This window comes from Vreelandella sp. 162(4c) (assembly GCF_058152265.1).
On the sequence record NZ_CM176981.1, the window covers coordinates 3,200,276 to 3,224,236 of the forward strand.

A 23,961-nucleotide genomic window follows, 5' to 3' on the forward strand; every position below is an offset into this window, starting at 1 on the left:
CTTGGTTGCCATTTTTTAGCTAAGCCCGCTGATACAACTTCTCCTACCATCCCTCAGGATAGCCGCCTACAGAGGGGGAGATGCTGACATAAATGCATAAGCCGCGCCTGGTTTCGACGCAGCCATGGCAATTATTTTTGGAACAAATATATAGGGGAAGTCCAAGCCTGGTTACCGTCCTCCAAGTTAACGCAAAGCCAAACTGGGGTATCACCGTCTTCTTCGATCTCTATTTCTTTTTGAAAGTGCGCTGAAGTAGCTAATCCGCCTGCAGGTAGCCGCTGGGCTATTAATTTCCGCTCAAGCCCTCCTGCACTCATTATTACCGGTTTGCCATCCATCTCTTTAAGTGTAAGTGAAAGCGCACCATGATTGGTTGTCACCTCAACTTCAGAGCTCTCTTCTTCAAGCCAAATATCACATCCCATCCGATTGCCAGTGGTAATCGTATTGAAAATCACACTTTTTGACCCGACTTGTTCTAAGGTTTGCTCAGGGTTTAAGCGATTTACTGGTGAAAACCTTTCTATACAACCACCATTGATTAATATTCGCCCCTGCCAGCGAGTATTACGGCCACGGCCACGATATTCTGCGCCTGACCACATGAGACGCAAACGATTACCAAGGTTTTTGTCTTCGTAACCACGCCATAGGGCAACCGTGCTTGTGCCTCGACGCAATTCAATGCTTTCAATACCGACGGGGGCGTCCACTGATACTGAAACTTTCACCTTTTTGTCCGTTATTTGCACAATATCACCCATAGTGCAGACAAAGACTTTTTCGGTTGCACAATCAGGCTCAGCGATAGGGTTGCGGTGAAACAGTGTTCCACCAGCGGTCAGCTCTGCCTTAATGTCTATGGCTACACGCGGGCCCGAGGTGCCGTAGGTATGGCGACGGCGAATCGCTTCAAAGACAGCATCACGTGTATTTTCTTTCATCAGAAAGCAAGTCAAGCCGCCATAGGCACCGAAAAATGAAGCGCCTGGATAAGAGGCACCGGGGCGACCTTTATGTCCATCAGAATTCGCAACGACCCCAACTCGACGACGCATAGGGAAGCCATCGGTTAATATCCATTCGAAACTACCCCACGCAGAGTGTACCTCCACCGCTGCTTCTAACCGGGGATCGTGATCGAAATGAATATTGGCATAGCGGCCTCCAACATGGGCATACATGACGGAGTCCACTGGCTCGTCATGAAGCCTGTTATAAAGGTCAGTCAGTGTATGTGCATCAGTGTCAAGGTCATCATGCTCCGCAACCAATGCGTGAGAACAGCGATATATTCTCGCCCCTTCCTTTCTAAAAAAGACGTTATGATCGCCACCCACTGCTGTATTGCCAGACCACTCGTAACCTGGTAACACAGTAAAAACACCGGGTTCATTCAATGTTTCTGTCAAATGATTGAGCTTTTTCCAGAAAGCCGGTTTAATTTGGAAATCATTAGCCTGGTGGGCTGTCACGTCCAGAAACGACTTGTTTCGAGCGAAATCAAAATAGTGCTCTATGGAGTTGGTGCCGACGGTCTCACCGGTCTGCCCGTGTAGATCCCCCCAGAAATGTGCTGGCCCATCAGTAAGAACTTGCATCGGCCCAGCTTCTACAACGGTTCCGTCTTCAGCAGTAAGCCAAATCCTCAATATCCCCTCTTCTGCGGCTACTCGCAGAGGTTCAATGCGCATCGCTCCACTGGCTGAAGCGAAATCAATGACACTCGGAAGGCCTTCGACGGGTAACGAGCTTTCAATAGCAAAGCGTGTACTGCCTTTTGATGTCGGGTTGCCCCAAAGGTCCTCGGCTTTTAATCCAAGGCAGAAGATGTCGTTTAAGCGTCGGCGCGTCGGCAAAATTGCTAAATACCGATGCGCTGGTCCTGCTCCAACCGTGAACGCCAAATGAGTATCAGGCAACGGAATAAAATTGCCCGTAGCCTGCACGTCTGCCATTACGCGGATAACCCTTGCGCCTTCATAGAAGGTCGACATTAAGAGACCAGGAGAACCTTCAGTCGTGTCGCCCAGCACAATCTCAATCGTCTCACCAGGTTTGAGGTAGCCGCCTCGCTGGTAAATCGTAAGGGTTTCATTCCATGGACGCTGTCCCCCGTTACGGTCATATTTTAGAAACAGCTGTCCATCACCGGATGAGCGCGCCGTAACGTAATTTGGAGCGGTTGGGTCGGTCGTCTGTAGTGACCCAGCGTCTGAGATTAACCTAAGGGCCAAGCGTATCGCGCCTGTATCGTCCAGGCCCAGCTTGCCAGTCGTGTATTGAATACGAAAAGTTTGGTAGCTACGCACTTCAACATGTTCAGGCCCACTCATCACCGCGGTGCCAAACAAGGCAGGATCAGTGCCCGGTGTCGTTAGGAGCTTAGATTCACCTATCATTTCAGGGTCTATATCGAGTCTTCTTGGCATGGGGAACCTTTGATGAGTTGTTTTGAGTCCAATTAAAACTACATAGTAATATAGGGATAAAAAAGTCAGAATAGCAAATTTTTGTTGACATATGCCCGCAAAGCCTTCTATTACTGTGAAGTAATAACAATAAGTCAGCACACTCACGCCAACTCCGCGTAGCAAAAAATGCCCATTCGGCGTCAATTTATGCTTCACCGGCTATGAGGTTGGTTAAAATTCGCACAAAACTTCATAGTAATAACACGATAAACAGGAGTACTGAGATGCGTAAGCTTGTTAAAACAATTTTCATTCTCACTATGATGTCTCTGCCCTTTGCTGCTCTGGCCGACTATCCAGAAAAACCGATCACGCTCATTGTTCCCTATCAGGCAGGGGGATCTATGGAGACCATGGCGCGTGTTTTTGCCGAAGAACTGGGTAATGAATTGAATATAAATGTGCTTGTCAGAACCCAGCCTGGCGCAGGCGGAAAGATCGGCACGACCGCTGCATCTCGTGCTATAGCGGATGGCTATACATTATTATTTGCGCCAGAGTCTACCGTCCTGTGGCCCCCTATTGCTGAAAACGTGAACTATTCGCTGAGTAGTTTTGACCCCATAATTAGGGTTACAGACCTTCCCCAGGCAATCGTTACGTCTAAGAGCTCAGGCATTGAAACGTTCGAAGACTTGCTTGCACTCTCTGCTGCACAAAGCATGAGTTATGCTGATCAGAACTCAATCTCGCGCGCCTTTGTTGATTACATTGCCATGCGTGAACAGGTTGTTTGGGTAGCAGTGCCAACTAAAGGCGGCGGTGAAATGGTTCCCTTTTTGTTAGGGAATAAGGTGAATTTTGCATGGTCTGGCGGGGCCCATAACCGTTACTTAGATCAAATGAATGTTGTTCTCTCCATGACAGCAGCCCCTCAGGAAACGATGCCCGAAGTGCCAACCATGCAAGAAAGATATGGTGTTTCCATGCCTGGAGGCGCGACTATATGGGCTCCAGCCGGATTGTCAGAAGAATTGCGCGCCAAGTTAACAGAGGCTGCTATTACCGCCGCTCATTCCGAAGCCTTCAATGACTTAATGATGAACACGCTCGGTTTTCCTTTAGCGGATCTAACTGGAAGCCAATTAACGGCAGAACTAATGACCATTAATGAAGATTTGGCAGCCATTTATGAGGAGACTGCGCCATGATAGATCAGAAAACTTGTACACAAGATGCTTCTGATCGTTTCGATTTTTTAATAGGTGCAATTACCGTCAGCTTCGCGCTGTTTGTTATTTTCTTGCTGATTCCAGTCGGTGTGGAAACGACCACGTATCACAGCCAGCTTTCTCCTGGTTTTTTTCCTAAACTGGCTTGCATTTTCATTGGGCTATTTGGCGCGATGCTAATGTTTAAGAATCGCCACTGGGCGCTCCGACGAATTCCTCATAACGGCTCCCGTATATTGCTAGAAACTCTCGCTTGGCTTGCGTGGGCCATTGCCACAATGTTGTTACTCATGTATGTAGGATTCGTCGTCACCGCCGCCGTATCATGTTTTACGGGCATCGTATTAGCTGGCCAGCGCCGCTATTTAATCCGATGCGCACTAGGCTCAATATTACTGCCGCTGGCCCTTCAGCAACTCGCATGGCATGCCTTTTATATTCAACTGCCCTGAGGTCATCCATGTTAGATATTATCTTACAGGCATTCGCAGCAGCGTTAGAGCCGATGAATTTACTGTTCATCGCTTTAGGAATTGCCTTAGGCATTGTGATTGGTGTTTTGCCTGGACTCGGCAGCGTAACCGCCATGGCGGTACTGATACCGATAACCTTTTACATGTCCCCGTTAGCTGCCATTGCTTTCCTAGTAGGAGTCAATAAAGGAGGGACATCCGGTGGGGCCATTCCGGCTATTCTGTTAAATTCTCCCGGCTCACCCGAGGCAGCAGCAACGGCCTGGGATGGCTACCCTATGGCTAAGCGCGGAGAAGCTTTTCGTGCAATGAAATTCTCGCTTTTTTCATCGGTTACCGGCGATACGATTTCTGATTTACTACTCATCGTCCTTGTTGTGCCTTTTGCCGCCTTCGCATTGCAGTTTGGGCCAGTAGAATATACAGCTGTATTGTTATTCTCATTTGCATTAATTGCTGGAATTGCAGGAGATTCACCCTTAAAAAGTGGAATAGGTATCTTCTTTGGTATTCTACTCTCAACGATAGGCCTTGACCCCGTTGCCTCCACTTCTCGCTTCACATTTGGTCAACTTAAATTAGAAGATGGCCTCTCACTGTCAGCTTTGGCAATCGGCGCGCTTGCACTCTCATCTGTGGTTATTCAGCTTTCTGATCTCATCACCCGGCGTGAAAAAGATGACTTCGCCTCGAATCAAGCTGATACGAAAGCAGGCCGATCTGTTTCTGCACGTGAATTTTTCTCTTACTGGCGCACGCTAATCCGAGGGGCATTGACTGGCTCTCTTGTTGGGATGCTACCAGGGCTAGGCGTAACCTTAGCCTCTTTTCTATCTTACTCAGCCGCTAAACGTGCTTCCAAAAACGGCGATAACTTTGGTAAAGGAGAGCCCGAGGGTATCATTGCTACAGAAAGCGCCAATAGCGCTGTGGTTGGTTCTAACCTGATTCCAACAATCGCACTTGGCATTCCTGGCAATATCGCGGCAGCATTACTTGTTGGCGCCCTAGTTATGCATGGTGTTGTACCGGGGCCTTTCATGCTGAGCATGCATGGGGAGCTTATTTATGGACTCTTCGCCTCCATGATTTTGGCGAATATTTTCCACCTTATAATTGGCCGGGCGGGTTTATCACTATGGGTGCAGTTTGCTCGTTATCCACGTCGCCTGATTTTGCCGCCAGTGCTCATGTTTTGTATCTTTGGTATTTACCTTCCGACCCAATCGCTTTGGGACGTCGGTGTAATGTTAGCTTTTGCGGGTCTAGGTATTCTTTTTACTCGTGCGCGAATTTCAATTGTGTGCACTGTCATCGGTTTTCTATTAGGAGGAATGTTTGAAACTTCTTTACGCCAAGCTCTCTTGCTTCATCAAGTAGAAGGGATCTCAATTCTGGCGAGCCCATTAGCACTAGTATTCTTGCTACTTACAATCGCCGTTCTTTCACGTGCAATATGGCGAAGCCAAAAGGAGAGTAACAAATCGGCATGACTAAAAAAAATCAGGATGCTGCCCTGTGCTCTTTATTAATACAGAAACTAAAAGAAGAGCGTCACCGCAATCCACAAGAAACCAAGCGTACTGCACTGCGGCTAGCTTTGATGGCAGCTATACGGGAAGGAAAGGTCAAGCCTGGAGAACGGTTACCATCAGAAAGCGAGCTGGCGAGAAGCCTTGAGCTTTCACTCGGCACAGTGCAAAGCGCACTGGGTCAGTTGCAGGATCTGGGGTTAATCGTGCGTCGACGCGGAGACGGCACTCGCATAGCGGATGCAGAACCGCTAGGCCCTAATATTTGGCATTTCCGCTTCCGTGTTGCCGCCACAAATCGTCCACTACGCCTGACACAGGTCAAGGTCGAGGTACTCCGCACCAATGAACGTGGCCCCTGGAGCGAACACTTGGGCCCCGGGCCTTACGTTGTCATTCGTCGACGTCTCACTGGTGATAACATCAACCTTGGTGCAGAAATGTACTTACCGCAGAGACTGATAAATATAGATGATATTGAATTGAGTGAATTAGAAGGCGTCAATCTTCGCATCTGCCTTGAAGCATTTTTGGGGCAACGCTCTCATCAAGCAAATACGCTCATTGCAATAAACCACCTCTCTCTCCGTCATGCTGCTTTGTTTGAAATGCGGCCTGATAACGCGACATTCTGTGTAACAGCCTGTACATCACTAGGCGATGGTAGCCCGTTCTACTATCAGGATATCTATGCACCTTCTGACTTGTTAATATTAGAAATTTAAAAGCACTGAATAGCCCCAACTTGATGGGCGCCACACTTAAGAGTTCAATCATGCTCACAAAGGGGTTGAACATAATGAACAGGCTTTTCAGCGAAGAGCAGATCATAGGTTTCTTGGGCGAAACAGAGCAGGGGCTTCATTAAGGAGCTATGGCATGAGCAGCGTGATCTTTTACAGGGAGGTGAACTAAGTTCGGCGGTATGAATGCTATGCCAGTGAAACTCTCTATATACTTTTGCATATTGGTCACGTAAGTTTACGAACTTTAAGCTAAAAGGCACCCAAGCGGGTGCCTTTTAGCCTTATTAATGATGAGAAATTAGAACTCTTCCCACTCCGCTACTTCATGCTTCTGCTGAGTGGCCTGGGGAGGGCGGCTAGGTGCTTGAGGTAGTGCAGTGCCTGTCCGCGCTTTATGTGCTGCCGTATAGGGTAGCGCAGAGTGCTCAGCGCCGCCTTCGCTGAGCACAAACTCGCTCATCAGTTGATCCAGCCGTCGCGCATTGTCGCGCATATTGGTGGCAAGCGTGGCGCTCTGGCTGACCATGGCAGCATTCTGCTGGGTCATCATATCCATCTCTGCTACAGCGGTATTGACCTGCTGGATGCCCGCGGTTTGTTCCCGGGCGCCAGCGGCAATCTCGGCGATCACATCCGATACCTGGGTAACACTGTGGCGGATTTCCTTCATGCGATCAGCCGCCGCCTTAACGATATCACCGCCCTCTTTTGAATGACTCACGGACATATCAATCAGTGCACGAATATCATGTGCCGCAGAAGCCGAGCGACTGGCGAGTGTGCGGACTTCGCTCGCTACAACAGCAAAACCACGGCCCTGTTCGCCGGCGCGGGCAGCCTCCACCGATGCGTTGAGTGCCAATATATTGGTTTGAAACGCGATCGAGTCAATCAAGCCAATGATGTCGCTTATTTTATTGGCCGAATCACTAATCGCGGCCATCTTGGCTTCCATTTGATTCATCGAATCGGTGCCTCGCTCTGAGGCATTGGCTGCTTCTAACGCGAGGCTATTCGCCTGCTCGGAGGCTTGGGAAGTATGCGTTACCGTTGAGTGAATTTGCTCCATTGAGGCGGACGTTTCCTGAAGATTAGCCGCCGCTTGTTCGGTACGTGACGAAAGCTCCTGAGTGCCATCCGCCATATCGCTGGCATCGGATAGTACCGTGCGGGCGTTTTGGCGCACTTCATGAAGGGTAGACTGCATACGCTCCACAAAGGCGTTAAAGCCGTGGGCGAGATCGCCGATTTCATCCTGGGTTTTGGCTTCTAAACGGCGCGTTAAATCACCTTTTCCTTTGGCAATATCCGCCATGGCACTGGCGGTATGCTTGATGGGGGCAAGTGAGCGCCGCGCCGCATAGGCAACCACCACCAACAGCAATGCCAAGAGCAGTCCACCCGCCAGCAGCAGCGACTGCAGCAGGCTGTTAGTCACGGTCGTAAAGGCGGTGATGGGCACGGTGACCCCGACCACCCAGGAAGTGCCTTCCACTGGGCTCCACATAAGCACGGTCTGCTCACCGCTGGGCATGGTTATTTCACCGGAGCCCGCCGTGCCGCTGAGTATTTGCTGACTCAATGCATCCAGCCCTTGGTAGCCCTGCTGGTCGGCATCGGTGTAATTGAGCGACATGCGATACTCTTCAACCGGGTGAGCAATGACTTGCCCTTGGCTGTCGATTAACCAGCCGTAGCTGCCATCGCCAACATTAATATCGGAGGTAATATCAGATACGGCGGCCATGGAGACAGTCATACCCAGCAGTCCCGCTCGATTGCCACGTTCATCGAATACAGTATCAGCGACAATAGCCGTTGGCAGGCCACTCACCATGGAGATAACCGGATCGCTGAGCAGACTATCCTGGGTGCCGTCAGTCACTAAGGATTTGAAATAAGGACGTTCTGCTATCTCCAAGTTGACGCCTGCGTGAGTTAGGGTCGCTCCGGATGCGTCAGCAAAGAACAGAGACTCGATGGTGCCCCCCGGCGGATAGCGCTTTTCGAGCCAAGCGCGGTGAGACGCAAGCGGCACGTCTTCCACCAAACGCTCATCCTGAGCAAGTACGGAGATCCAATTACGGTACCCGGTAATCCAGCGGCTGATTTCATCTGCCCGCGCTTCTACCTGCCGCTTACCGGCATTATCAATTAACGCTGGAATGGCCTGATTAAGCTGTTGATTGACGACAAAGCCTAAAATAACGGCTACCACTAAGAGAGGTATAGCGACAGCGACCAGCAGTTTCTGCGTCAGTGAAAGACGAGAAATTTTTTTCATTTGTTGCCTCGATATGTTGGCCAGAAGCAAAGCACGAGGATGTTGATGAGTGCCATGCTTTGACTGTTTAATGGTTCCCTGGGTGTTATTCTTACTACCGCTAATCATTAACGGCCGATCCTGCACTTGCTTAAATATTTGAGTTTTTTAATATCTTTTTGGCTTACATAGTAATGTTAAACTAAAAGTCTGTTTTGGCTTTTAATGTAACTTTTGTTGTATTTTTGTATGGCGCTTGCGCGCTTCTTGTATTTTTTAGTGATTTTGTTAAATCATCGGGGTAGTCGACATCAGTGCACACGCCTGGGTCGTTGAGAAAGACATGAATAACACGTTTGCTATGCTTTTTGATGACAGGACTTGCACCTCTGTCGTTTTCTAAAAGTGCCAATTCGTGCCAGAATTCTCTTCCAAAAACAACAGGATGCCCTGGGTTTCCTTGGTGTAGCGGCTGTACGATACTCTCTGGAGTGGCCATTTTTGTTAATACATTGCATGTTTCTTCGCTTACCCACGGGAGGTCGGCTAGCCATACTGCAGCAGCATGATAATGATGCAAGCTTTCATCGCTGCAGAGTTGTCTAAAAGCATCGCTAATACTGTAACCAAGCCCTAAATGACTGCGCTGACTAACAATAATTTGATTAGTTGGTGTAAGGCCGAGTGACTGGGCGTTATCTTCGGGTTTGATAACAACACGGTTATTAGAAAAAGTTTTCTGAATAGTTCGTAAAGTGGAGCTAAGCAGCGTTTCCCCATTGCCTAACTTGGCGACTCTTTTATCGCTGCCAAAGCGGCTTGATTGGCCTGCCGCCATCACAATGGCTATGATATCGCTACAAGGCATGGCGTTCTTTTCCGCGAGAGAGGCGAGCAATATCGGCCATCACGGCTAGCGCAATTTCAGCCGGTGTTTTGCTACCCAGATTAAGCCCAATGGGCATGGCAATTCTTGCTACTTGGCTTTCCGTCAGGCCGCCAGAACGTAGCAGTCGTTCGGCACGCTGCTGTGATGTCTGCTGAGAGCCCATAACGCCAATGTAAAAGGCTTCCGTTCGGACGGCTTCGATCATCGCTAAATCATCGATACGCGGGTCATGGGTCAAGGCCACAACGGCGGTATTGGCATGGCAACCGCCAGAGGCAATAAACACTGAGGGCAGTACCGCCTGCACCTCCACTCCGGCGACAGCAAAATTTTGCCTAGGCTCGTCTCTGGGGTCGCAGACAATCACTTCAAAACCAAGCGTTTGGGCAAACAGCGCACAGGGCGCAGAGACTGAAGAGATCCCCGCGATAATCAGCCGTAGCGCAGGGCCTATGCGAATATTGACGCTATCTGTATCGAAAGTAACGGTGGGCTCGGTGTTATTCGATGGGTTAAAGCGCTTGCCGCTGCCATCCAGTGTGATACAGCGGGTTAGCGGTTGGCGACCCAGTAGCGTGGCATGCATCACTTCTAGGTGAGTGAGGTTTTCGGTGTTGGGCGCTAGCCGTTCAACCAACACTTCAAGGCGACCACCGCAGGGTAAACGAATATTCGCTGAACCAGCGTCACCGCCATAGCGCACCCGTTGAACCGGTTCGTTAAACTCACCCTTTTGAAGCCTTGCGATAAAGTCTTCTTCGACACAGCCACCTGACAGTGACCCCAGATAGTCGCCTGTCGAACATGCGACCAGCATGGCACCCGGCTCCCGGGGGGCCGAGCCAAAAGTTTTCAGAACTGTGCATAGCCAAACGGTCAGCCCCTGGTTGGCCCATTTCAACGCACGTTCGATAACCTGTAGATCAAGATGGTGCATTAAATCGCCACCTCCATGGGGAGTCGAAGGGCGGCTTTCAGTGCATCGCGAATGGTGTCAGGGGTAAAAGGGGGATGGGTAAAGCGTACCCCCGTGGCATCAAAAAGCGCGTTGGCAATCGCGGGAGCGCCGGGCAGTGAGGCGGACTCCCCAACACCGAGTGGGGGCAGTTCAGGGCGATCAAGCAGCATGACGTCGATGGGAGGCAGCTCCGAGAAACGCAGAATAGGGTAGCCGCCCCACTCTCTGCTGGTTGGTAAACCATCCTCAAAGGTTACCCGCTCCTTTAAAGTGCGGCTGAGCATCTGGATCACATTACCATGCACCTGATGGCGAACGCCGGCGGGGTTCACCATCAGGCCCGCATCCTGACCTACATATAGGTTCTCGACGACAACCCGTCCACTCTTCACATTGACTTTAAGCTCAATCACCCAGGCGGCGAGCGCGGCACCAAAGCCGGGAAATTTACTATGTACGTACTGGGCGTAAGCGAATCCTCGGCCGTAGCGCCACTCGCCATCGCTACTCGGATTGGCGTTAGCGGTGCAGGGCTTCCAGTTCGCACGTTCGGCTAGCGCTTCGACAAGCTCGCAGGCGCGGTTATCTGCTAAGTAGCGTAACCGGTAGGCGACAGGATCTTCACCCGCCAAGTAGGCGAGTTCATCAATATAGCTTTCGTGGGCGAAGGTGCTGGGCAGCGCCGAGACACCACGCAGCCAGGAGGCGCGCATCAGGGTCGGGACGTCGTCGCACACTATTTGGCGATGAGGGTAGCGGTAGGGCGGCACCGACGTTCGATCTCCCATCTCAAAGGGGATATCAATCGGTGAGGCAGCGCCGGTCAGCAGCAGTGCCAAGGTGGGCGCACTGTTAGAGGGGTAGCGCGTATTAAAGCGATAGCCTGCCGGGCTGCCATCTGCGTTCAAGCCGCCCTGGATGGCCATATACTGAGCAGCCCCTTTAGGCTCCCAGGTGTGCTCCTGCTCACGGGTTAGTTGTACTCGGACAGGACGGCCAACCGCCTGAGAGAGCAGCACTGCATCCGCGCCAACGTCGTCGGCGCAGTTGCGACCATAGCAGCCCGAGGTTTCCATGCGGGTAATGGTGATAACGCCTTCATCCAAACCGGTAAGGCGGGCGAGGTCGGCGCGCAGGCTGTGTGGATTTTGGGTGCCCGACCATACGTGAAGGCCATCTTCATTGGCATCGGCGACAGAGCACGAAGGGCCGATGGAGCCATGCAGCTGGAAAGGCCACACATAGTGACGATTGAGCGGATGTTGTGCGGCGGCCAGAGCGTTATCGAGATCACCCTCTTCGAGGAGTATGCGCTGCTTGCTGGGCAGGTCGAGCAGTGCTTGCTCTATGTTGTCCAACTGAGGCAAGCCTTCGATTGGGCGCCACTGGATCTTTAGCTGCTTGGCTGCGGCAGCAGCCTGATCTTCACGCTCGGCCACCACGCCAACAAAGTCACCGACCACCACGACGCTTATCACACCTGGCAAATGCGCCACAGAGCTTTCATCTACCGCGATTAAACTGTTGCCAATAAAGTCGCCGCTATCATGGCCTACATAAGGCGGACGAATCACTCGCCCATGCAGCATGTTGGGCAGACGTAGGTCGTGGATAAAGGTCAATTGCCCGGTGGCCTTGGCGGGTATATCCACGCGGGAGGTCGATTGGCCGACCAGGGTATAATGGCTGACCGGCTTAAGCGGCACCTCATCGGCAAGCTTTAATGCATGACGGGTGCCCCGCAGCAACTCCCCAAAGCTAACGGATGAGCGGTTATTATCACTTGGCGTAATAGCGCCGTTCTGGCAGCTAAGTAGTGAGCGCTCAGTGTCAAAGTGCTTTGCTGCCAGGGTTAATAGGTACTCCCGCGCCTGTGCGGCAGCTCGGCGTAAAGGCTCGGCAGTGATCTGAATCGATGCACTGGCTATGGTGGGGCCTTGGTTGGGGGCTTCAACGGAGTTGCCCAGCACCATGGTGACGCTGTCGAACGCGACGTTGAGCTCTTCTGCAACAATTTGAGCAAGCGCCGTGCGTATGCCCGTGCCCAGGTCTACGTGGCCGTTGAAAGCCACGATATGACTATCGCTCAGTACGGCAATGAAGATCTCAGGCTCATGGGGGGTGAAGTTTGAGTGTGTACCTGGCTGTCCGGGCGCGGGCTTGGGGGGTGTAACCGGGTCGCGATAGATCACCAGAACATCAGACCCATACAGCAGTGACTCTCTTGTATAGTCTGATTTATCAGCCATGTCTGCCTCCCACGCTCGCGTTTACGATGATCAGTGCGGATGAATTTTAGGTGATGAAAGAGCGATAACTAAGGTAAAATTATAGCGTGTACGCCATAAAAGCATGATGAATTGATCCAGCGCAAGGAGTATTTCATACGTTGATGCATCATTTTGTTAACCAGTGCCATACTCGATACACGACGTCGCCAATAGATTAAGGATATGGAATGACAACGGATAGTGCGTTCAAACACTCGTCTTCCGGCGAGCACTCTACGCCTTCAGAGCAAGGGTATGATTTTTCTGAGCAAGTAGGGCATCTACTGCGTAAAGCCTACCAGCGGCATACGGCTATTTTTCAGCGCTACAGCAGCGATAAACAGCTCACGGCCATTCAATTTGTAACGCTGTGCACGGTGATGGAGCGCGGCCCCAGCTCGTTAACCGATATCGTCAACGCCACGGCGATTGATCCCGCCACTATCCGTGGCGTCATTAAACGTCTTAAAGCGCGGGGGTGGATCTCGCTAACCACCGACCCTAATGATCAACGCAAAGTCATGGTCGTGATCACTGAGGCCGGGGAGACATTAGTCGAGGCTATGGTGCCCAGTGCCAAGCAAATTAGCGATCAGACCATGAAAAATCTCAACCCGGCAGAGCGGGTTGCCTTAATGCATCTGCTGGAAAAAATGAACGCGGACTGATGACTCAACAGAGACGTCCGCTTCACCTGCGTTTTCGGATACTCCTAACGCTTCATTAAGTATCCCAGTGTTTCATCCAGTCCAATCACATCGCCATATTTGCTATCGATATCAAACAGGTTAGCTTCATGGGGCGCGGGGTGACGGTCACCCACGCAGTCACGCACGACCATCACCCGAAAGCCGTGCTGTACTCCATCAACGGCGGTGGCGCGAATGCAGCCACTGGTGGAACAGCCGGTAATGATGAGTGTATCGATACCCATGGCGACCAGTGTGGAGGCAAGCGAAGTTCCAAAGAACGCGCTGGCATACTGCTTGGTCATTACCAGCTCATCTTCACGGGGGGCCACCTCGGGGCAGAACTCGGCGTAAGGGTTGCCCGCCACCATCGCCCGCATGACCGGCGCCTTCTTGACCCAAATGCCACCATCGATTTGATCCGGGGCGTGATACAGGATGTTGGTGTGGATAACAGGCGTGCCAGTGCGCCGTGCGGTATTGAGTAGCGGCGGCATATTGGCCACCGCATCCACCACGCCCTGGGCAAATAGCGGCGAACCCGACGTGGTGTAGCCTTGCATAAAATCAACCACCAGCAGCGCAGGCGTTTTGCCAAAACCGATGCGCCCATCCCACACGCCTCGGTAGTTGTCCGTGGCAGTGTTATCGCTAACGCCATCGCTGTTATCAGTCGTGTGTGGCGACATGGTCGTCTCCTTAATCAGCACTCTATATCGTCAATAAGTACCTGATCTTGTTAGTAAGCCCCTGACAAGAGGGCGCCCGCGCCCGGTACGATGGGCTCAAGGTCGAGTGCCTTGAGCATGGCATAGGTGGTCGCGATAGCTGCGGTAACCACCGGCTTGCCGGTCAGGGCTTCGACCTTGGCGACGGCCGGTAGTGATGGCATTTGCACACAGGCTGACAAGACGATAGCGTCCACGTTACTTAAATCGAGACTGGCGACGATCTCGGGAAGATTAGCGGGGTCGTGGCGAGCGACATCCAGGTTATTGGGGATCTCAAGCGCTCGGTAGTCGAGCACGTCAATGCCTTCCTGACGTATGTAGTCGACCACCATTTCGGTCAGCGGCTTCATGTAGGGGGCCACTACCACCACGCGCTTGGCTTTCATCACACCCAGGGCATCAACCAGAGCACCGGCGCTGGTGACCACCGGCGTGTCGCAACCGTTCTCTTCGGTGCGGCTGCGCAAACGCTTTTGCGACTCTCGGTGGTAGCCGGGCCCCATCGCCATAATGGCAACCAGGCAGGCATACCCCATCACATCCACCGCTGCATCAGAAAGCTCCAGGGCGCAGCGATCCGACTCTGCATCCATGGCAGCCAGTTCGTCCTTGCTGACGTTCTTCATGCGCATGCGGCTGGAGTGAAAGGTAAAGCGTTCCGGGCGGATTAACTGCCGCGCCGTAAGCATGGCGGGTATTTCGGTCTCCATGGTGATATTGGAGCTGGGGACGATCTGGCCGATACGGTAGCTTTTGATCTCGTTCTTTATATAGTTGCTGGTCATGGTATTTGGCCTCTCTTAGAGTTCGCTGCCCAGGAAGTCTTCAAACGCGGCAAAAAAACCGTCGAAGTCATCCCAGGGAATCATGTGACCCGCTTTTTCCGCGGTAGAAATACGAACCGTCGGTAGAAGGGCGCGTATTTCGGCGCGATCTTCATCCTGGATAACCCCGCCCTTGCCTGCACACATCAGCAGCGTGGGCACTTTGATAGCGGGGAAATCCTGGTGGATATCGACGCTGTGGAACTCTTCAAACGCCTGAACGATGGCGGGCTCAAAGCAAGTGTGTAACCACTCGGCGCGTAATCGCAGTTGCTCGTCGCTCCAGGTGGGGCAGTAGTGGCGCATGGTCTCGATATCGGCACCACGTGTGCAGTCGCGAATCGAATCCACGTACCAGGGCAGCTTGCTGGGGTACTCACGGCGTCCTGGCCCTGAAACCGGTGGGTCGATAAGTACCAGTTTGTCGATTCCCTTGGCGCCGCGACTCATGGCGCGTAGCGCAAAGCGCGCACCCATGGAGTGGCCCGCCAGAATGACATTGCTCAGACCCAGCGCATCAATAAAGGCGATCACATCGTCGGCGCAAGTGTCGGTGTCATAATCGAGCTCGGGTCCGGTAGACGACAAGCCGCGTCCACGAACATCCAGCACATAAGTGTCGAAATGCTGGCCGAGCCGCTCGGCCACAAAACGCCAGGTGATGGCTGGGCTGGTAATGCCCGGTATCAGTACCAGCGGTTGGCGCGAAGTCTCGGCGCTGTCGGCAAAGCGCAGGTAGTGCTGACGAATACCATTGGCGTGCACGTTGGCGCCATAGAGATAGGTGCTGTTCATGCTGGGCTCCCTTGACTGGTTGGTTGCTTCAGCGGTACTTCAAAGGGGTCATAGGCGAATACCCAGGCCGGGTCTTCGTCTTCCCGTAACCAGGTATTGTCGTGGGAAACCTGCTGAACCCGCGAGGCGCGTTCAAAACGGTTGGTGCGGTAAAGTTCGAATGCCTGCTGGTAGTGCTCGGCGCCCACTTCCTCCAGGCAGCGTACCAGCATGGCGGCATCCTCGATGGCCATGGCAGCGCCCTGGGCCATATGAGGCTTCATCGGGTGGCAGGCATCGCCCAGCAGCACCAGTCGATTTTCATGCCACAGTGGCAGCGGGTTGCGCTCCAGCAAGGGCCATTTGGTGACGGTTTCAGTGCAGTCAATCAGCGCTTGTACGGTGGGGTGGTAACCCTCGAATGCTTTGCGCATCTCTTCCCGTGAGCTGTCGACGAAGGAAGTGCCGTGGTTCCAATCGGGTTCAGGCACGCCGGTAACGTAGTAATACTCCTTCTCGTCGCCGGTCACGAAGTACACCATCATGTGCCGGTCTTCCGACCACCACTTCACGCAGGCTTCGAAATCCAGGTCGTATGCCTTGAGTTTTTCGGCAGAGATAATTGCCCGGTGGGCAACCCAGCCGCTATAGATCGGAGCCTCTGGGCCCAGCAGCTTCTCGCGCAGGCGAGAATTGACCCCGTCTGCGCCGATCACCAGGTCAGCCTCTTCCGTCGAGCCGTCAGCGAAGGTCATGACGACCTTGCCGCCGCTGTCGTCTACATCGACCAGGCGCTTATCGAAATAGAGGTTGTCCTGGTCGAGCGTGCTGACCATCAATTCGTGCAGGTCACCACGGTGTACGGTGATGTAGGCCGCCCCATAGTTTTCGCGAGCAAACTCGCCTAGCGGGATGCGAGACTGATACTCGCCGGTCATGCCGTTGCGGCTGAACCAGTAATCGGGGTGTGAGCCCATGGCATTGAGCTTCTCTTCAATACCAATGCGGCGCATTACTTTCATCACGTTGGGGCCAAGGTGAATGCCTGCCCCAAGGCGCGCAAACGCTGGTGCCTGTTCGTACACCTTGGTGGGGTAGCCCGCTTTCTGCAGTAGTGCGCCTGCAGCGGCGCCGCCAAGGCCCGCGCCAATAACGGCTATGGTGGGTTTATTGTTCATATCCTGGTTTCCTCGCTGTTTTATTCGCCTATCACTCGTTTCTAAATGCGTTCGTGAATGCTATAAAACAACGTATACACCATTTATTTTTTGGTCAAGAATTAGTTTCGAAATTATTTTTTTACGAAAACAAGGCGGTATTTTTAAATAAATGTATGAATTTAATGGATTTATTGATGTTTTTTTGGTTTTATGCAAAAACTTGAACAACGTGTACATTGAGTGCTATACGTTTATTAGGCTTGTTTTTATAGCGTACGCACCTTTAATGCTCGATGGGTATTAGCTCTGCACTTAGCTGGTGCAAGTCGATTGGCCGTATGTGAAAGGTAGATGAAAATAGGCTGGTTTAAGGTGCTACGAAGCGCGTTTGGCAGGCAGTATTTATTAGTAATATCTAAGTCATATCCAAGCCCTATTCAGAGCAAGAGGGCGGGCTTAACAATAACGATGATGATCCCCTATGACGCTAAAGCTAACTATCAATGGGCAAGAACGCGAGCTGGCCGTGCCGCCGCAGACACCATTGCTCAATGTGTTGCGTAACGACCTGGCGCTCAATGGACCCAAGTATGGCTGTGGTTTGGGCGAGTGCGGGGCATGCAGCGTATTGATTGATGGCATGGCCGCACGCACCTGCGTGCTGCCCGTGTCCGCTGCCGTTGGCCATGAGGTAACCACCCTTGATGGTCTTTCCCAGGGCGGTGAGCTTGACCCTGTACAACAAGCCTTTATCGATGCTCAGGCAGCCCAGTGTGGCTACTGTTTGAACGGCATGATCATCACTATTCGTGCGCTGCTAAATCATAATACCCAACCCTCTACGCAGCAGATTCGCACCGCTTTAGAGCATAACCTCTGCCGATGTGGCACCCATGTTGAAATTCTCCAGGCAGCGGAGCGTGCCGTGGTCATTAACGCGGCCGCGTTGCAGGAGGCTTCTCATGAGTGAAGGGTCGATGCTCCATGGTCAGCAAGAACAGGCCGGCATCCCCGCGCTGCTAGCGCAGGCACGTTTTGGTGTCGTCGTGCGTCCACCTTACTACCGGTGGAATGGTGAGCGTTTTGAGAGTGATCGCTTAGTTGGCGTCGATAGCAGCCGCATTGCCTCACTATCTGGATCTATTGAAGTCGTGGTGGAAGGGAATTTTGTGGGGGTGGTTGCCGATAGTTTGGCCTTGGCGACCGATGCCGCTAAACAACTGAAGGTTGAGTGGCAGGCCGTTCACCAGACGCCCGAAAAAGCGCCTGAAAGCGATCAAGCGCCCTCTGATTCGCCTCTTGTAAAGCCTGGCCAGTCGTACATGCATTCGAACCATGGGTATGGCTGGCCGAGTCGCATGCGCTGGGGCAGTCACCCCAGCTGGGTAATTGCCGATTGTTGCGACCAACAATTGAGTGTGTGGGGGAAAACCGTCACCCCAGCGGCGCTTAAACAGGATCTAAGCCGGTTAACCGCGCTGAATATTAGCCAGATTGAGCTTTATAGCGCCGATGGTAAACACGCATCAAATCAGGCCTCAGGGCTGGGTCGCCATTGCGGTGACGATGCCGCCGTGGATGCGGCGTTGATGTCGCGGGCGGTGGGCGGCCCGGTAGCCGTCTGGCTTGATGCCCGCTACGCCAAAGATGTTCAGGCGTTGGGCCAAGCGCAGCGAATTACCTTAAACGCGGATATTGCCAGTAGTGGTGAGATAGCCCGTTATCACTATCAGCAGGCCAATCTCACTGGTGAGGTGGCTGCCGTAGGGTTGTTGTTAAGTGGTAGGGCCGCGATAACAACGTCTAGCGCTGAGGCCACCGCCGGCGAGCAAGACACAACGCCGTTCTCGCCCTATGTATTTCGCGACCAATACCTTGCCGCACGCTCCCAGTCAGACTCGCTCTCCACCAATTCCACCTTGATGGGTATACAGCAGACGTTCGCTCGAGAATCTTTTTTAGATGAGGTTGCCCGCGAGAGTGACCAAGACCCTGTCGCGCTGCGACTTCGACATCTTGACGATGCGCGTGGTATTGAGCTGATTGAGTCCGTTGCTAAACGGGCCGAGTGGCAAAGGGCGTTCAATCCATCAGCGGACTCTTTACCCCAGGATCTATTGCGCGGGCGGGGTTTTGCCTACTCCCAACTACCTGACCGCGAACAACGCGTGGAATCGGGAGTGCGCTCTGCCTGGATTGCCGATGTGGAGGTCAATCGCGTTACCGGCGATGTTCAGCTTACCCGTTTGGTCGTTGGTCAGGACGTCGGCTCTGATGTGGATACTGATCGCCTTCAGCAAACGCTACAGGCCCGGGTTTTGGGCGAGGCGCGCCCCCTTTTGGGGCAAGCGCCCAGTTTCGACGAGTGGGGTGACGGCAGTCGTGCGCTGACTAAAAGTGAATATTCAGCAGGATTACCAACCACCGCTTCTTCGCCAAGCCCTGTTGAGGGAGGTGTTAATCAAACCGTCGGTGAAGACGTATTAACCGGGGCGGAGCTATCGCCGGGTGTTGCGGTAATAGCCAATGCGCTTTTTGATGCCACCGGCCTGCGTTTTCGCCAACCACCGTTTACCGCCAAGCGCGTGCGCCAGGCACTCGAAGCTTCGTCCACCGAGGAGGCAGGGCGCCCATCTAAATTGAAACCGCCGCGGTCAACGAAACGGCGCTGGTTAGCCGCTGCAGCGTTCACCACCATTGCCGGCACTGCGGCCATGGCTTGGCCGTGGAAAGGAGCCATTGCACCTGTCTCACGGCCAGCCACCAACCTTTATTCTGCCGAGACCATTGAGCGCGGGCGACTCGTTGCGGCTGCAGGCGACTGCGCGGCGTGTCATACCACCGAAGGTGGCGTGACCAATGCAGGTGGGCGTGGGTTTGAGACACCTTTCGGGACGCTCTACAGCACGAACATTACGCCGGATGAGGCGACGGGGATTGGTCAGTGGTCTTACGCAGCCTTTGAGCGCGCCATGCGCCACGGCATTAGCCGCGATGGCAGCCACCTGTATCCCGCGTTCCCCTATACGGCGTTTGCCAAGACCAGTGATGCCGATTTACAGGCGCTTTACGCCTACTTAATGGCTCAGCCCCCCGTGTCGACTGAAAAAAAAGCCAATGCGCTCACTTTCCCCTTCAGTGTGCGTAGCTTAATGGCAGGCTGGAATACGCTTTATCACGACGCAACTCCTTTCCAGCCTGACCCCATGCAGAGCGAACTGTATAACCGGGGCGCCTACCTTGCCGAAGGATTAGGCCACTGCAGCGCTTGCCATAGTCCCCGCAATGCCATGGGCGCTGAGAAAAGCGGCGAGGCGTACTTTGCCGGTGCCTTTGTAGATGGTTGGGAAGCACCACCGCTTAATACGCTGTCGCGTGCGCCCATCCCGTGGAGTGAAACATCGCTTTACGACTATCTGCGCCACGGTGAATCTGAGCTTCACGGCGTTGCCTCTGGCCCTATGGCCCCGGTGGTAGCGGGGCTGGCTGAGCTGCCTGAATACGATGTGCGGGCTATTGCCCACTATGTGGCCGCCCAGATGCAGGCGCCCACAAGTAATAGCGATGCGGCCGTGGCAGACGCTACGCAGCGCGTGACCAGTGCAGCTGTTAGCTCAACAGAAATGGAGGCAGGGGAGCGGCTCTTCGAGGGCGCCTGTGCGGCGTGCCATGTCGATTCTGGCGTTCCTACCTTTTCGAGGGCGGGCACTAATCTGGCGCTGAATACCAATTTACACAGCGATCATCCCGATAACGTTATTCAGTCAATTTTGGGGGGTGTCCACGCCGAACATGTTCCCGGTATTGGTAGCATGCCAGGCTTTGCCGACAGCTTTAGTAATACCCAGGTCGCTGATTTGACGACCTATCTCCGAGCGCGTTTTGCCCCAGAGAAAGCGCCTTGGCAAAAAGTAAAACAACGTATCGCAGATATACGCCAGCCTCACCACAACAACACTCACTCTTCTCCCTGACGTAATAAAACGAGGTGGATTATGAAACGCAGTAAATGGATATGGCTAGTATGGGCAGTGGTCCTGCTGAGCTACCTGGTGCCTTATACCCTCTTGAGCGGTGTCGCGCTTTGGTACGGCAGTTTCCTGTTCTGGATGTTGGCAGGGTTGGCCATCATTGCGCTGAATGTGTTTATCACTAAAGATTTTGAGGAGCACAGCAATGACTGAGTCACTTATCTGGTGGTCCATTGCCATCTACTTATTAATCGCTATTGGCATTGCGATTATGTCTCGCCAAGGCCCTTCCGAAAGTATGTCGGGATACTTCCTGGGTAACCGACAAATGAACGGCTTTGTCTCGGCGCTGAGCTACAGTGCCACTACCTACAGTGCCTTTATGATGGTGGGCTTGGCAGGTCTTACCTATGCCGGCGGCGTTGGCGCGCTCGGTTTTGAAATCATCTATTTCGCCGGTGTCTCTCTGGTGGCTGTTTTCGGTCCCAAATTCTGGGCAGTCGGCAAGAAGTTCGGCTATGTGACGCCCAGCGAGATGCTGGGCCACCGCTACAACAGCAAACATGTGGCCATGGCTGTCTCGATTGCCAGTTGTATCTTCCTGATTCCCTACTCGGCCGTTCAGCTCGCGGGTGTCGGTTACCTGTTGCAGGGGATTACTGATGGCGCGATTACCTTTACTACCGGGGTGGTGCTGGCCACGGTGATCGCCATCTTCTTCTCCTATATCGCGGGGATTCGTTCGGTGATGTGGACCGACTCGCTCCAGGCCATCATGATGATTGTTGCCTCAACCCTGGTGGCCTTCCTGGTGATCCAGGGCTTGGGTGGTTTCGGCGCACTATTCGATACGCTGGCAACGGAACATCCGCAGTCACTCACGGTGCCTGGCCCTGGCCTGTTCAGCTTTGTCACTTTCCTGGGGCTCACCATTCCCTGGTTCTTCTTTAGTATCTCCAACCCACAGGTCAGTCAACGCCTGTTTATGCCCTCCTCGCTGCGCTCCATGCGCCACATGCTGATTGGCTTCCTGGTGTTTGGTTTTATCTACACCATGGTCTCTGTGCTTTGGGGTTTCTCTGCCTTAGCCGCTTTCCCAAGTCTTGCAAGTGCAGATTTAGCCACGCCCACGCTGTTGGCCTCGGAGTTTGTACCGCCAGTGCTTGGCGTCATCGTAATGATCGGCATCATGGCCGCCGCCGTCTCCACCATCGATTCGATCATGCTGACCCTGGCGTCCATGGTCTCCCGCGACGTCTATGCGAACGTTAAACCGAACGTCAGTGAAAAGCGCCAACTGCTGGTGGGCAAGTTCGTGGTGCCGGTGATCGCACTGATGGCGCTGGCCTTTGCCGAGCTGCAGCTTGACCTTATTGCGGTGCTGTCGGTGGCTGCTTCCTCTGGTCTGGTAGCCATGGTGCCCGCCCTTATCGGTGCCTTCTATTGGAAGCGCGGTACTGGCGTCGGTGCACTGGTAAGCGTGGTGGGCACCAGCGCCTTTGTACTGCTGATGTATGCCACTGGTAATTCACTGCTGGGCCTGCCCGCCGGTGTATGGGGCATTGTGGTCGCTAGTGTGCTGTTTGTTGGCGTTAGTTTAGCCACCAAGCCTCATCAAGCCACCACGGATGCTTTCTTTGCGGCTATCTCTGAAGAGCTGAGCAAAAAGCGCAGTACTACCACCGATCAAGCGACGAAAGAGGCGGCTGCCTAATTGACGTTCAGCTTTGACCCGATAACACCATAGAGCGCTTGGTGTGCCCAAAGGCGAGCACGAGCGCTCTCAGCTAACACTTCCCGGTACGTTACAGCTGTGCTTTCGCCTGGGGAGTTAGGAGACTTTATGGATCACGCAAGCTTTGCCGAAATTTGCCTCCATCAGCTAAAAATGTCCGGCGTACATGAAGGCGAAAAACTCGTCGTACTGACCCAGGGCAGCGAACGCCTTGATTATGCGGATGCCTTTATGGCGGCGGGGCAGCGTTTAGGCGCCAATATGTACCATATGCGGTTACCCGCGCCGTTACCTACCGGTGGCTGGGCCGTGGGAACAACGGGGCTTGCTAGCATGCCCGATGCGGTGGAAGCGCTTAAAAACTGCGACATGTTGATCGATTGTATTTTCCTGCTGTTCTCTCCCGAGCAAATGGCGATCCAAGCCGCGGGTACGCGTATATTGACGGCGGTTGAACCGCCAGAATTACTGGCCAGAATGTTGCCCACCAAGGAACTAAGGGAAAAGGTTGAACTGGCCGCCGCGCTGTTGGAAAAAGCCAAAGTGATGCGCATTACCTCGCGCCATGGCACTGATGTCACCTACCAACTGAATACTTATGAGACGGTTGCTGAATATGCCTGTACTGACGAACCGGGGCGTTGGGATCACTGGCCCTCTGGCTTTGTGTTCACCGGCGGTGATGACGATGGTGTTGATGGCACCATTGTGGTGGCGCCGGGCGATATTCTGCTTCCCCAAAACATGTATGTTCGAGAGCCTATTACCTACACCATTGAAAAGGGCTGGATTACCGATATACGTGGTGGGCTCGATGCGGAGCTAGTGAAATCCTATATGGATAGCTTTAACGACCCGCGCGGCATGGGCATGAGCCACGTGGGCTGGGGCATGAACCCGAACGCCAAATGGCACCGCATGGTGCCAGGGGAGTTCCCTGGCGGCATGGGGATGGAGCCGCGTAGCTTCTATGGCAACGTCATGTTCTCCACCGGCCCGAACAGCGAATTGGGCGGGTCTAACGATACTGCCTGCCATCTGGATATTCCCATGCGCAACTGCTCGCTTTTCCTGGACGATGAGCCCATCGTCATTGATGGCGATATCGTCGTTAAAGAGCTGCAGATGGCTAGGGGTTAATACGCTAATAAGTAGTGATACTGATAAAAAGCCAGCGTTAACTATTCACTGAGGTCGGAATCAACCCGTAGCGGGGGTCTTTCGCCATGGATGGCGAAAGTAGCGCCCATGGATGGGTTCACAGCGCCCCCGCGTAGGGTTGTGCAGACCGTTGGGT

19 protein-coding genes are annotated in these 23,961 nt (G+C 53.3%); 10 read left to right on the forward strand and 9 right to left on the reverse strand.

The features are described 5' to 3' along the window. Nucleotides 1-131: 131 nt before the first annotated feature. The gene (locus tag AC4EYZ_RS14760; RefSeq protein WP_474191547.1) at nucleotides 132-2,582 is read right to left on the reverse strand and encodes a DUF3604 domain-containing protein; all 2,451 of its coding nucleotides are present in this window, start codon (nucleotides 2,580-2,582) and stop codon (nucleotides 132-134) included. Nucleotides 2,583-2,701: 119 nt separating this feature from the next. Between AC4EYZ_RS14760 and AC4EYZ_RS14765 the strand changes: the two genes are divergently transcribed. The 4 genes from AC4EYZ_RS14765 to AC4EYZ_RS14780 are packed head-to-tail and all read left to right on the forward strand — an operon-like array spanning nucleotide 2,702 to nucleotide 6,379. Then, nucleotides 2,702-3,628, forward strand: a complete 927-nt coding sequence (locus AC4EYZ_RS14765) for a tripartite tricarboxylate transporter substrate binding protein (protein ID WP_041159008.1) — start codon at nucleotides 2,702-2,704, stop codon at nucleotides 3,626-3,628. Continuing rightward, on the forward strand, nucleotides 3,625-4,101 hold the full coding sequence (locus tag AC4EYZ_RS14770; RefSeq protein ID WP_039857435.1) for a tripartite tricarboxylate transporter TctB family protein: 477 nt from the start codon (nucleotides 3,625-3,627) through the stop codon (nucleotides 4,099-4,101). Before AC4EYZ_RS14765 ends, AC4EYZ_RS14770 begins: the two co-directional genes overlap by 4 nt. 8 nt (nucleotides 4,102-4,109) lie before the next feature. Continuing rightward, nucleotides 4,110-5,615: a tripartite tricarboxylate transporter permease gene (locus tag AC4EYZ_RS14775; protein WP_035537878.1), complete on the forward strand. Its 1,506-nt coding sequence runs from the start codon at nucleotides 4,110-4,112 to the stop codon at nucleotides 5,613-5,615. After that, the gene (locus tag AC4EYZ_RS14780) at nucleotides 5,612-6,379 is read left to right on the forward strand and encodes a GntR family transcriptional regulator (RefSeq protein ID WP_009286024.1); all 768 of its coding nucleotides are present in this window, start codon (nucleotides 5,612-5,614) and stop codon (nucleotides 6,377-6,379) included. The genes AC4EYZ_RS14775 and AC4EYZ_RS14780 overlap by 4 nt, the downstream gene beginning before the upstream one ends. Before the next feature lie 319 nt (nucleotides 6,380-6,698). Here AC4EYZ_RS14780 and htc1 read toward each other — a convergent pair whose 3' ends face one another. The 4 genes from htc1 to AC4EYZ_RS14800 form a co-directional block, all read right to left on the reverse strand. Beyond that, a complete protein-coding gene (gene htc1 / locus AC4EYZ_RS14785; protein WP_490203848.1) occupies nucleotides 6,699-8,684 on the reverse strand; it encodes a methyl-accepting chemotaxis protein Htc1 in 1,986 nt (661 codons plus the stop codon). A gap of 181 nt (nucleotides 8,685-8,865) precedes the next feature. Beyond that, nucleotides 8,866-9,531, reverse strand: a complete 666-nt coding sequence (locus AC4EYZ_RS14790) for a nucleotidyltransferase family protein (RefSeq protein ID WP_159177545.1) — start codon at nucleotides 9,529-9,531, stop codon at nucleotides 8,866-8,868. Next, entirely contained in the window at nucleotides 9,521-10,489 is a 969-nt protein-coding gene (locus AC4EYZ_RS14795) for an XdhC family protein (protein ID WP_027957176.1), read from the reverse strand. The genes AC4EYZ_RS14790 and AC4EYZ_RS14795 overlap by 11 nt, the downstream gene beginning before the upstream one ends. Further along, nucleotides 10,489-12,759, reverse strand: a complete 2,271-nt coding sequence (locus AC4EYZ_RS14800) for a xanthine dehydrogenase family protein molybdopterin-binding subunit (RefSeq protein ID WP_474192620.1) — start codon at nucleotides 12,757-12,759, stop codon at nucleotides 10,489-10,491. Before AC4EYZ_RS14800 ends, AC4EYZ_RS14795 begins: the two co-directional genes overlap by 1 nt. 209 nt (nucleotides 12,760-12,968) lie before the next feature. On the opposite strand from AC4EYZ_RS14800, the gene AC4EYZ_RS14805 reads away from it, so the two are divergent. Continuing rightward, nucleotides 12,969-13,448 carry a MarR family winged helix-turn-helix transcriptional regulator gene (locus AC4EYZ_RS14805; RefSeq protein WP_022521534.1) on the forward strand — a complete coding sequence of 160 codons (480 nt, stop codon included), beginning with the start codon at nucleotides 12,969-12,971 and terminating at the stop codon, nucleotides 13,446-13,448. A 44-nt stretch (nucleotides 13,449-13,492) separates the two neighbouring features. On the opposite strand, the gene AC4EYZ_RS14810 is transcribed toward AC4EYZ_RS14805, so the two are convergent. Genes AC4EYZ_RS14810 through AC4EYZ_RS14825 form a run of 4 tightly spaced genes read right to left on the reverse strand, consistent with a single transcriptional unit; the run spans nucleotide 13,493 to nucleotide 16,976 of the window. Next, nucleotides 13,493-14,158: an N-carbamoylsarcosine amidohydrolase gene (locus tag AC4EYZ_RS14810; RefSeq protein ID WP_022521535.1), complete on the reverse strand. Its 666-nt coding sequence runs from the start codon at nucleotides 14,156-14,158 to the stop codon at nucleotides 13,493-13,495. 50 nt (nucleotides 14,159-14,208) lie between these two features. Next, the gene (locus AC4EYZ_RS14815; protein ID WP_445533562.1) at nucleotides 14,209-14,958 is read right to left on the reverse strand and encodes a maleate cis-trans isomerase family protein; all 750 of its coding nucleotides are present in this window, start codon (nucleotides 14,956-14,958) and stop codon (nucleotides 14,209-14,211) included. Nucleotides 14,959-15,000: 42 nt separating this feature from the next. Then, nucleotides 15,001-15,819: an alpha/beta fold hydrolase gene (locus tag AC4EYZ_RS14820; RefSeq protein WP_230804385.1), complete on the reverse strand. Its 819-nt coding sequence runs from the start codon at nucleotides 15,817-15,819 to the stop codon at nucleotides 15,001-15,003. Further along, nucleotides 15,816-16,976, reverse strand: coding sequence for an FAD-dependent monooxygenase (locus AC4EYZ_RS14825; RefSeq protein WP_278369284.1), 1,161 nt, complete (start codon nucleotides 16,974-16,976; stop codon nucleotides 15,816-15,818). The genes AC4EYZ_RS14820 and AC4EYZ_RS14825 overlap by 4 nt, the downstream gene beginning before the upstream one ends. A 463-nt stretch (nucleotides 16,977-17,439) precedes the next feature. Here AC4EYZ_RS14825 and AC4EYZ_RS14830 point away from each other — a divergent pair, with 463 nt between their 5' ends. The 5 genes from AC4EYZ_RS14830 (at nucleotide 17,440) to AC4EYZ_RS14850 (ending at nucleotide 23,804) form a co-directional block, all read left to right on the forward strand. Beyond that, nucleotides 17,440-17,928, forward strand: coding sequence for a (2Fe-2S)-binding protein (locus AC4EYZ_RS14830; protein ID WP_022521538.1), 489 nt, complete (start codon nucleotides 17,440-17,442; stop codon nucleotides 17,926-17,928). Next, entirely contained in the window at nucleotides 17,921-20,932 is a 3,012-nt protein-coding gene (locus tag AC4EYZ_RS14835; RefSeq protein WP_490203849.1) for a c-type cytochrome, read from the forward strand. The genes AC4EYZ_RS14830 and AC4EYZ_RS14835 overlap by 8 nt, the downstream gene beginning before the upstream one ends. A 21-nt stretch (nucleotides 20,933-20,953) precedes the next feature. Then, nucleotides 20,954-21,142, forward strand: a complete 189-nt coding sequence (locus AC4EYZ_RS14840; RefSeq protein ID WP_022521540.1) for a hypothetical protein — start codon at nucleotides 20,954-20,956, stop codon at nucleotides 21,140-21,142. After that, nucleotides 21,135-22,643 carry a sodium:solute symporter family protein gene (locus AC4EYZ_RS14845; RefSeq protein WP_022521541.1) on the forward strand — a complete coding sequence of 503 codons (1,509 nt, stop codon included), beginning with the start codon at nucleotides 21,135-21,137 and terminating at the stop codon, nucleotides 22,641-22,643. Before AC4EYZ_RS14840 ends, AC4EYZ_RS14845 begins: the two co-directional genes overlap by 8 nt. Nucleotides 22,644-22,772: 129 nt before the next feature. Further along, nucleotides 22,773-23,804, forward strand: coding sequence for a 2,5-dihydroxypyridine 5,6-dioxygenase NicX family protein (locus tag AC4EYZ_RS14850; RefSeq protein WP_474191257.1), 1,032 nt, complete (start codon nucleotides 22,773-22,775; stop codon nucleotides 23,802-23,804). Nucleotides 23,805-23,961 lie beyond the last annotated feature (157 nt).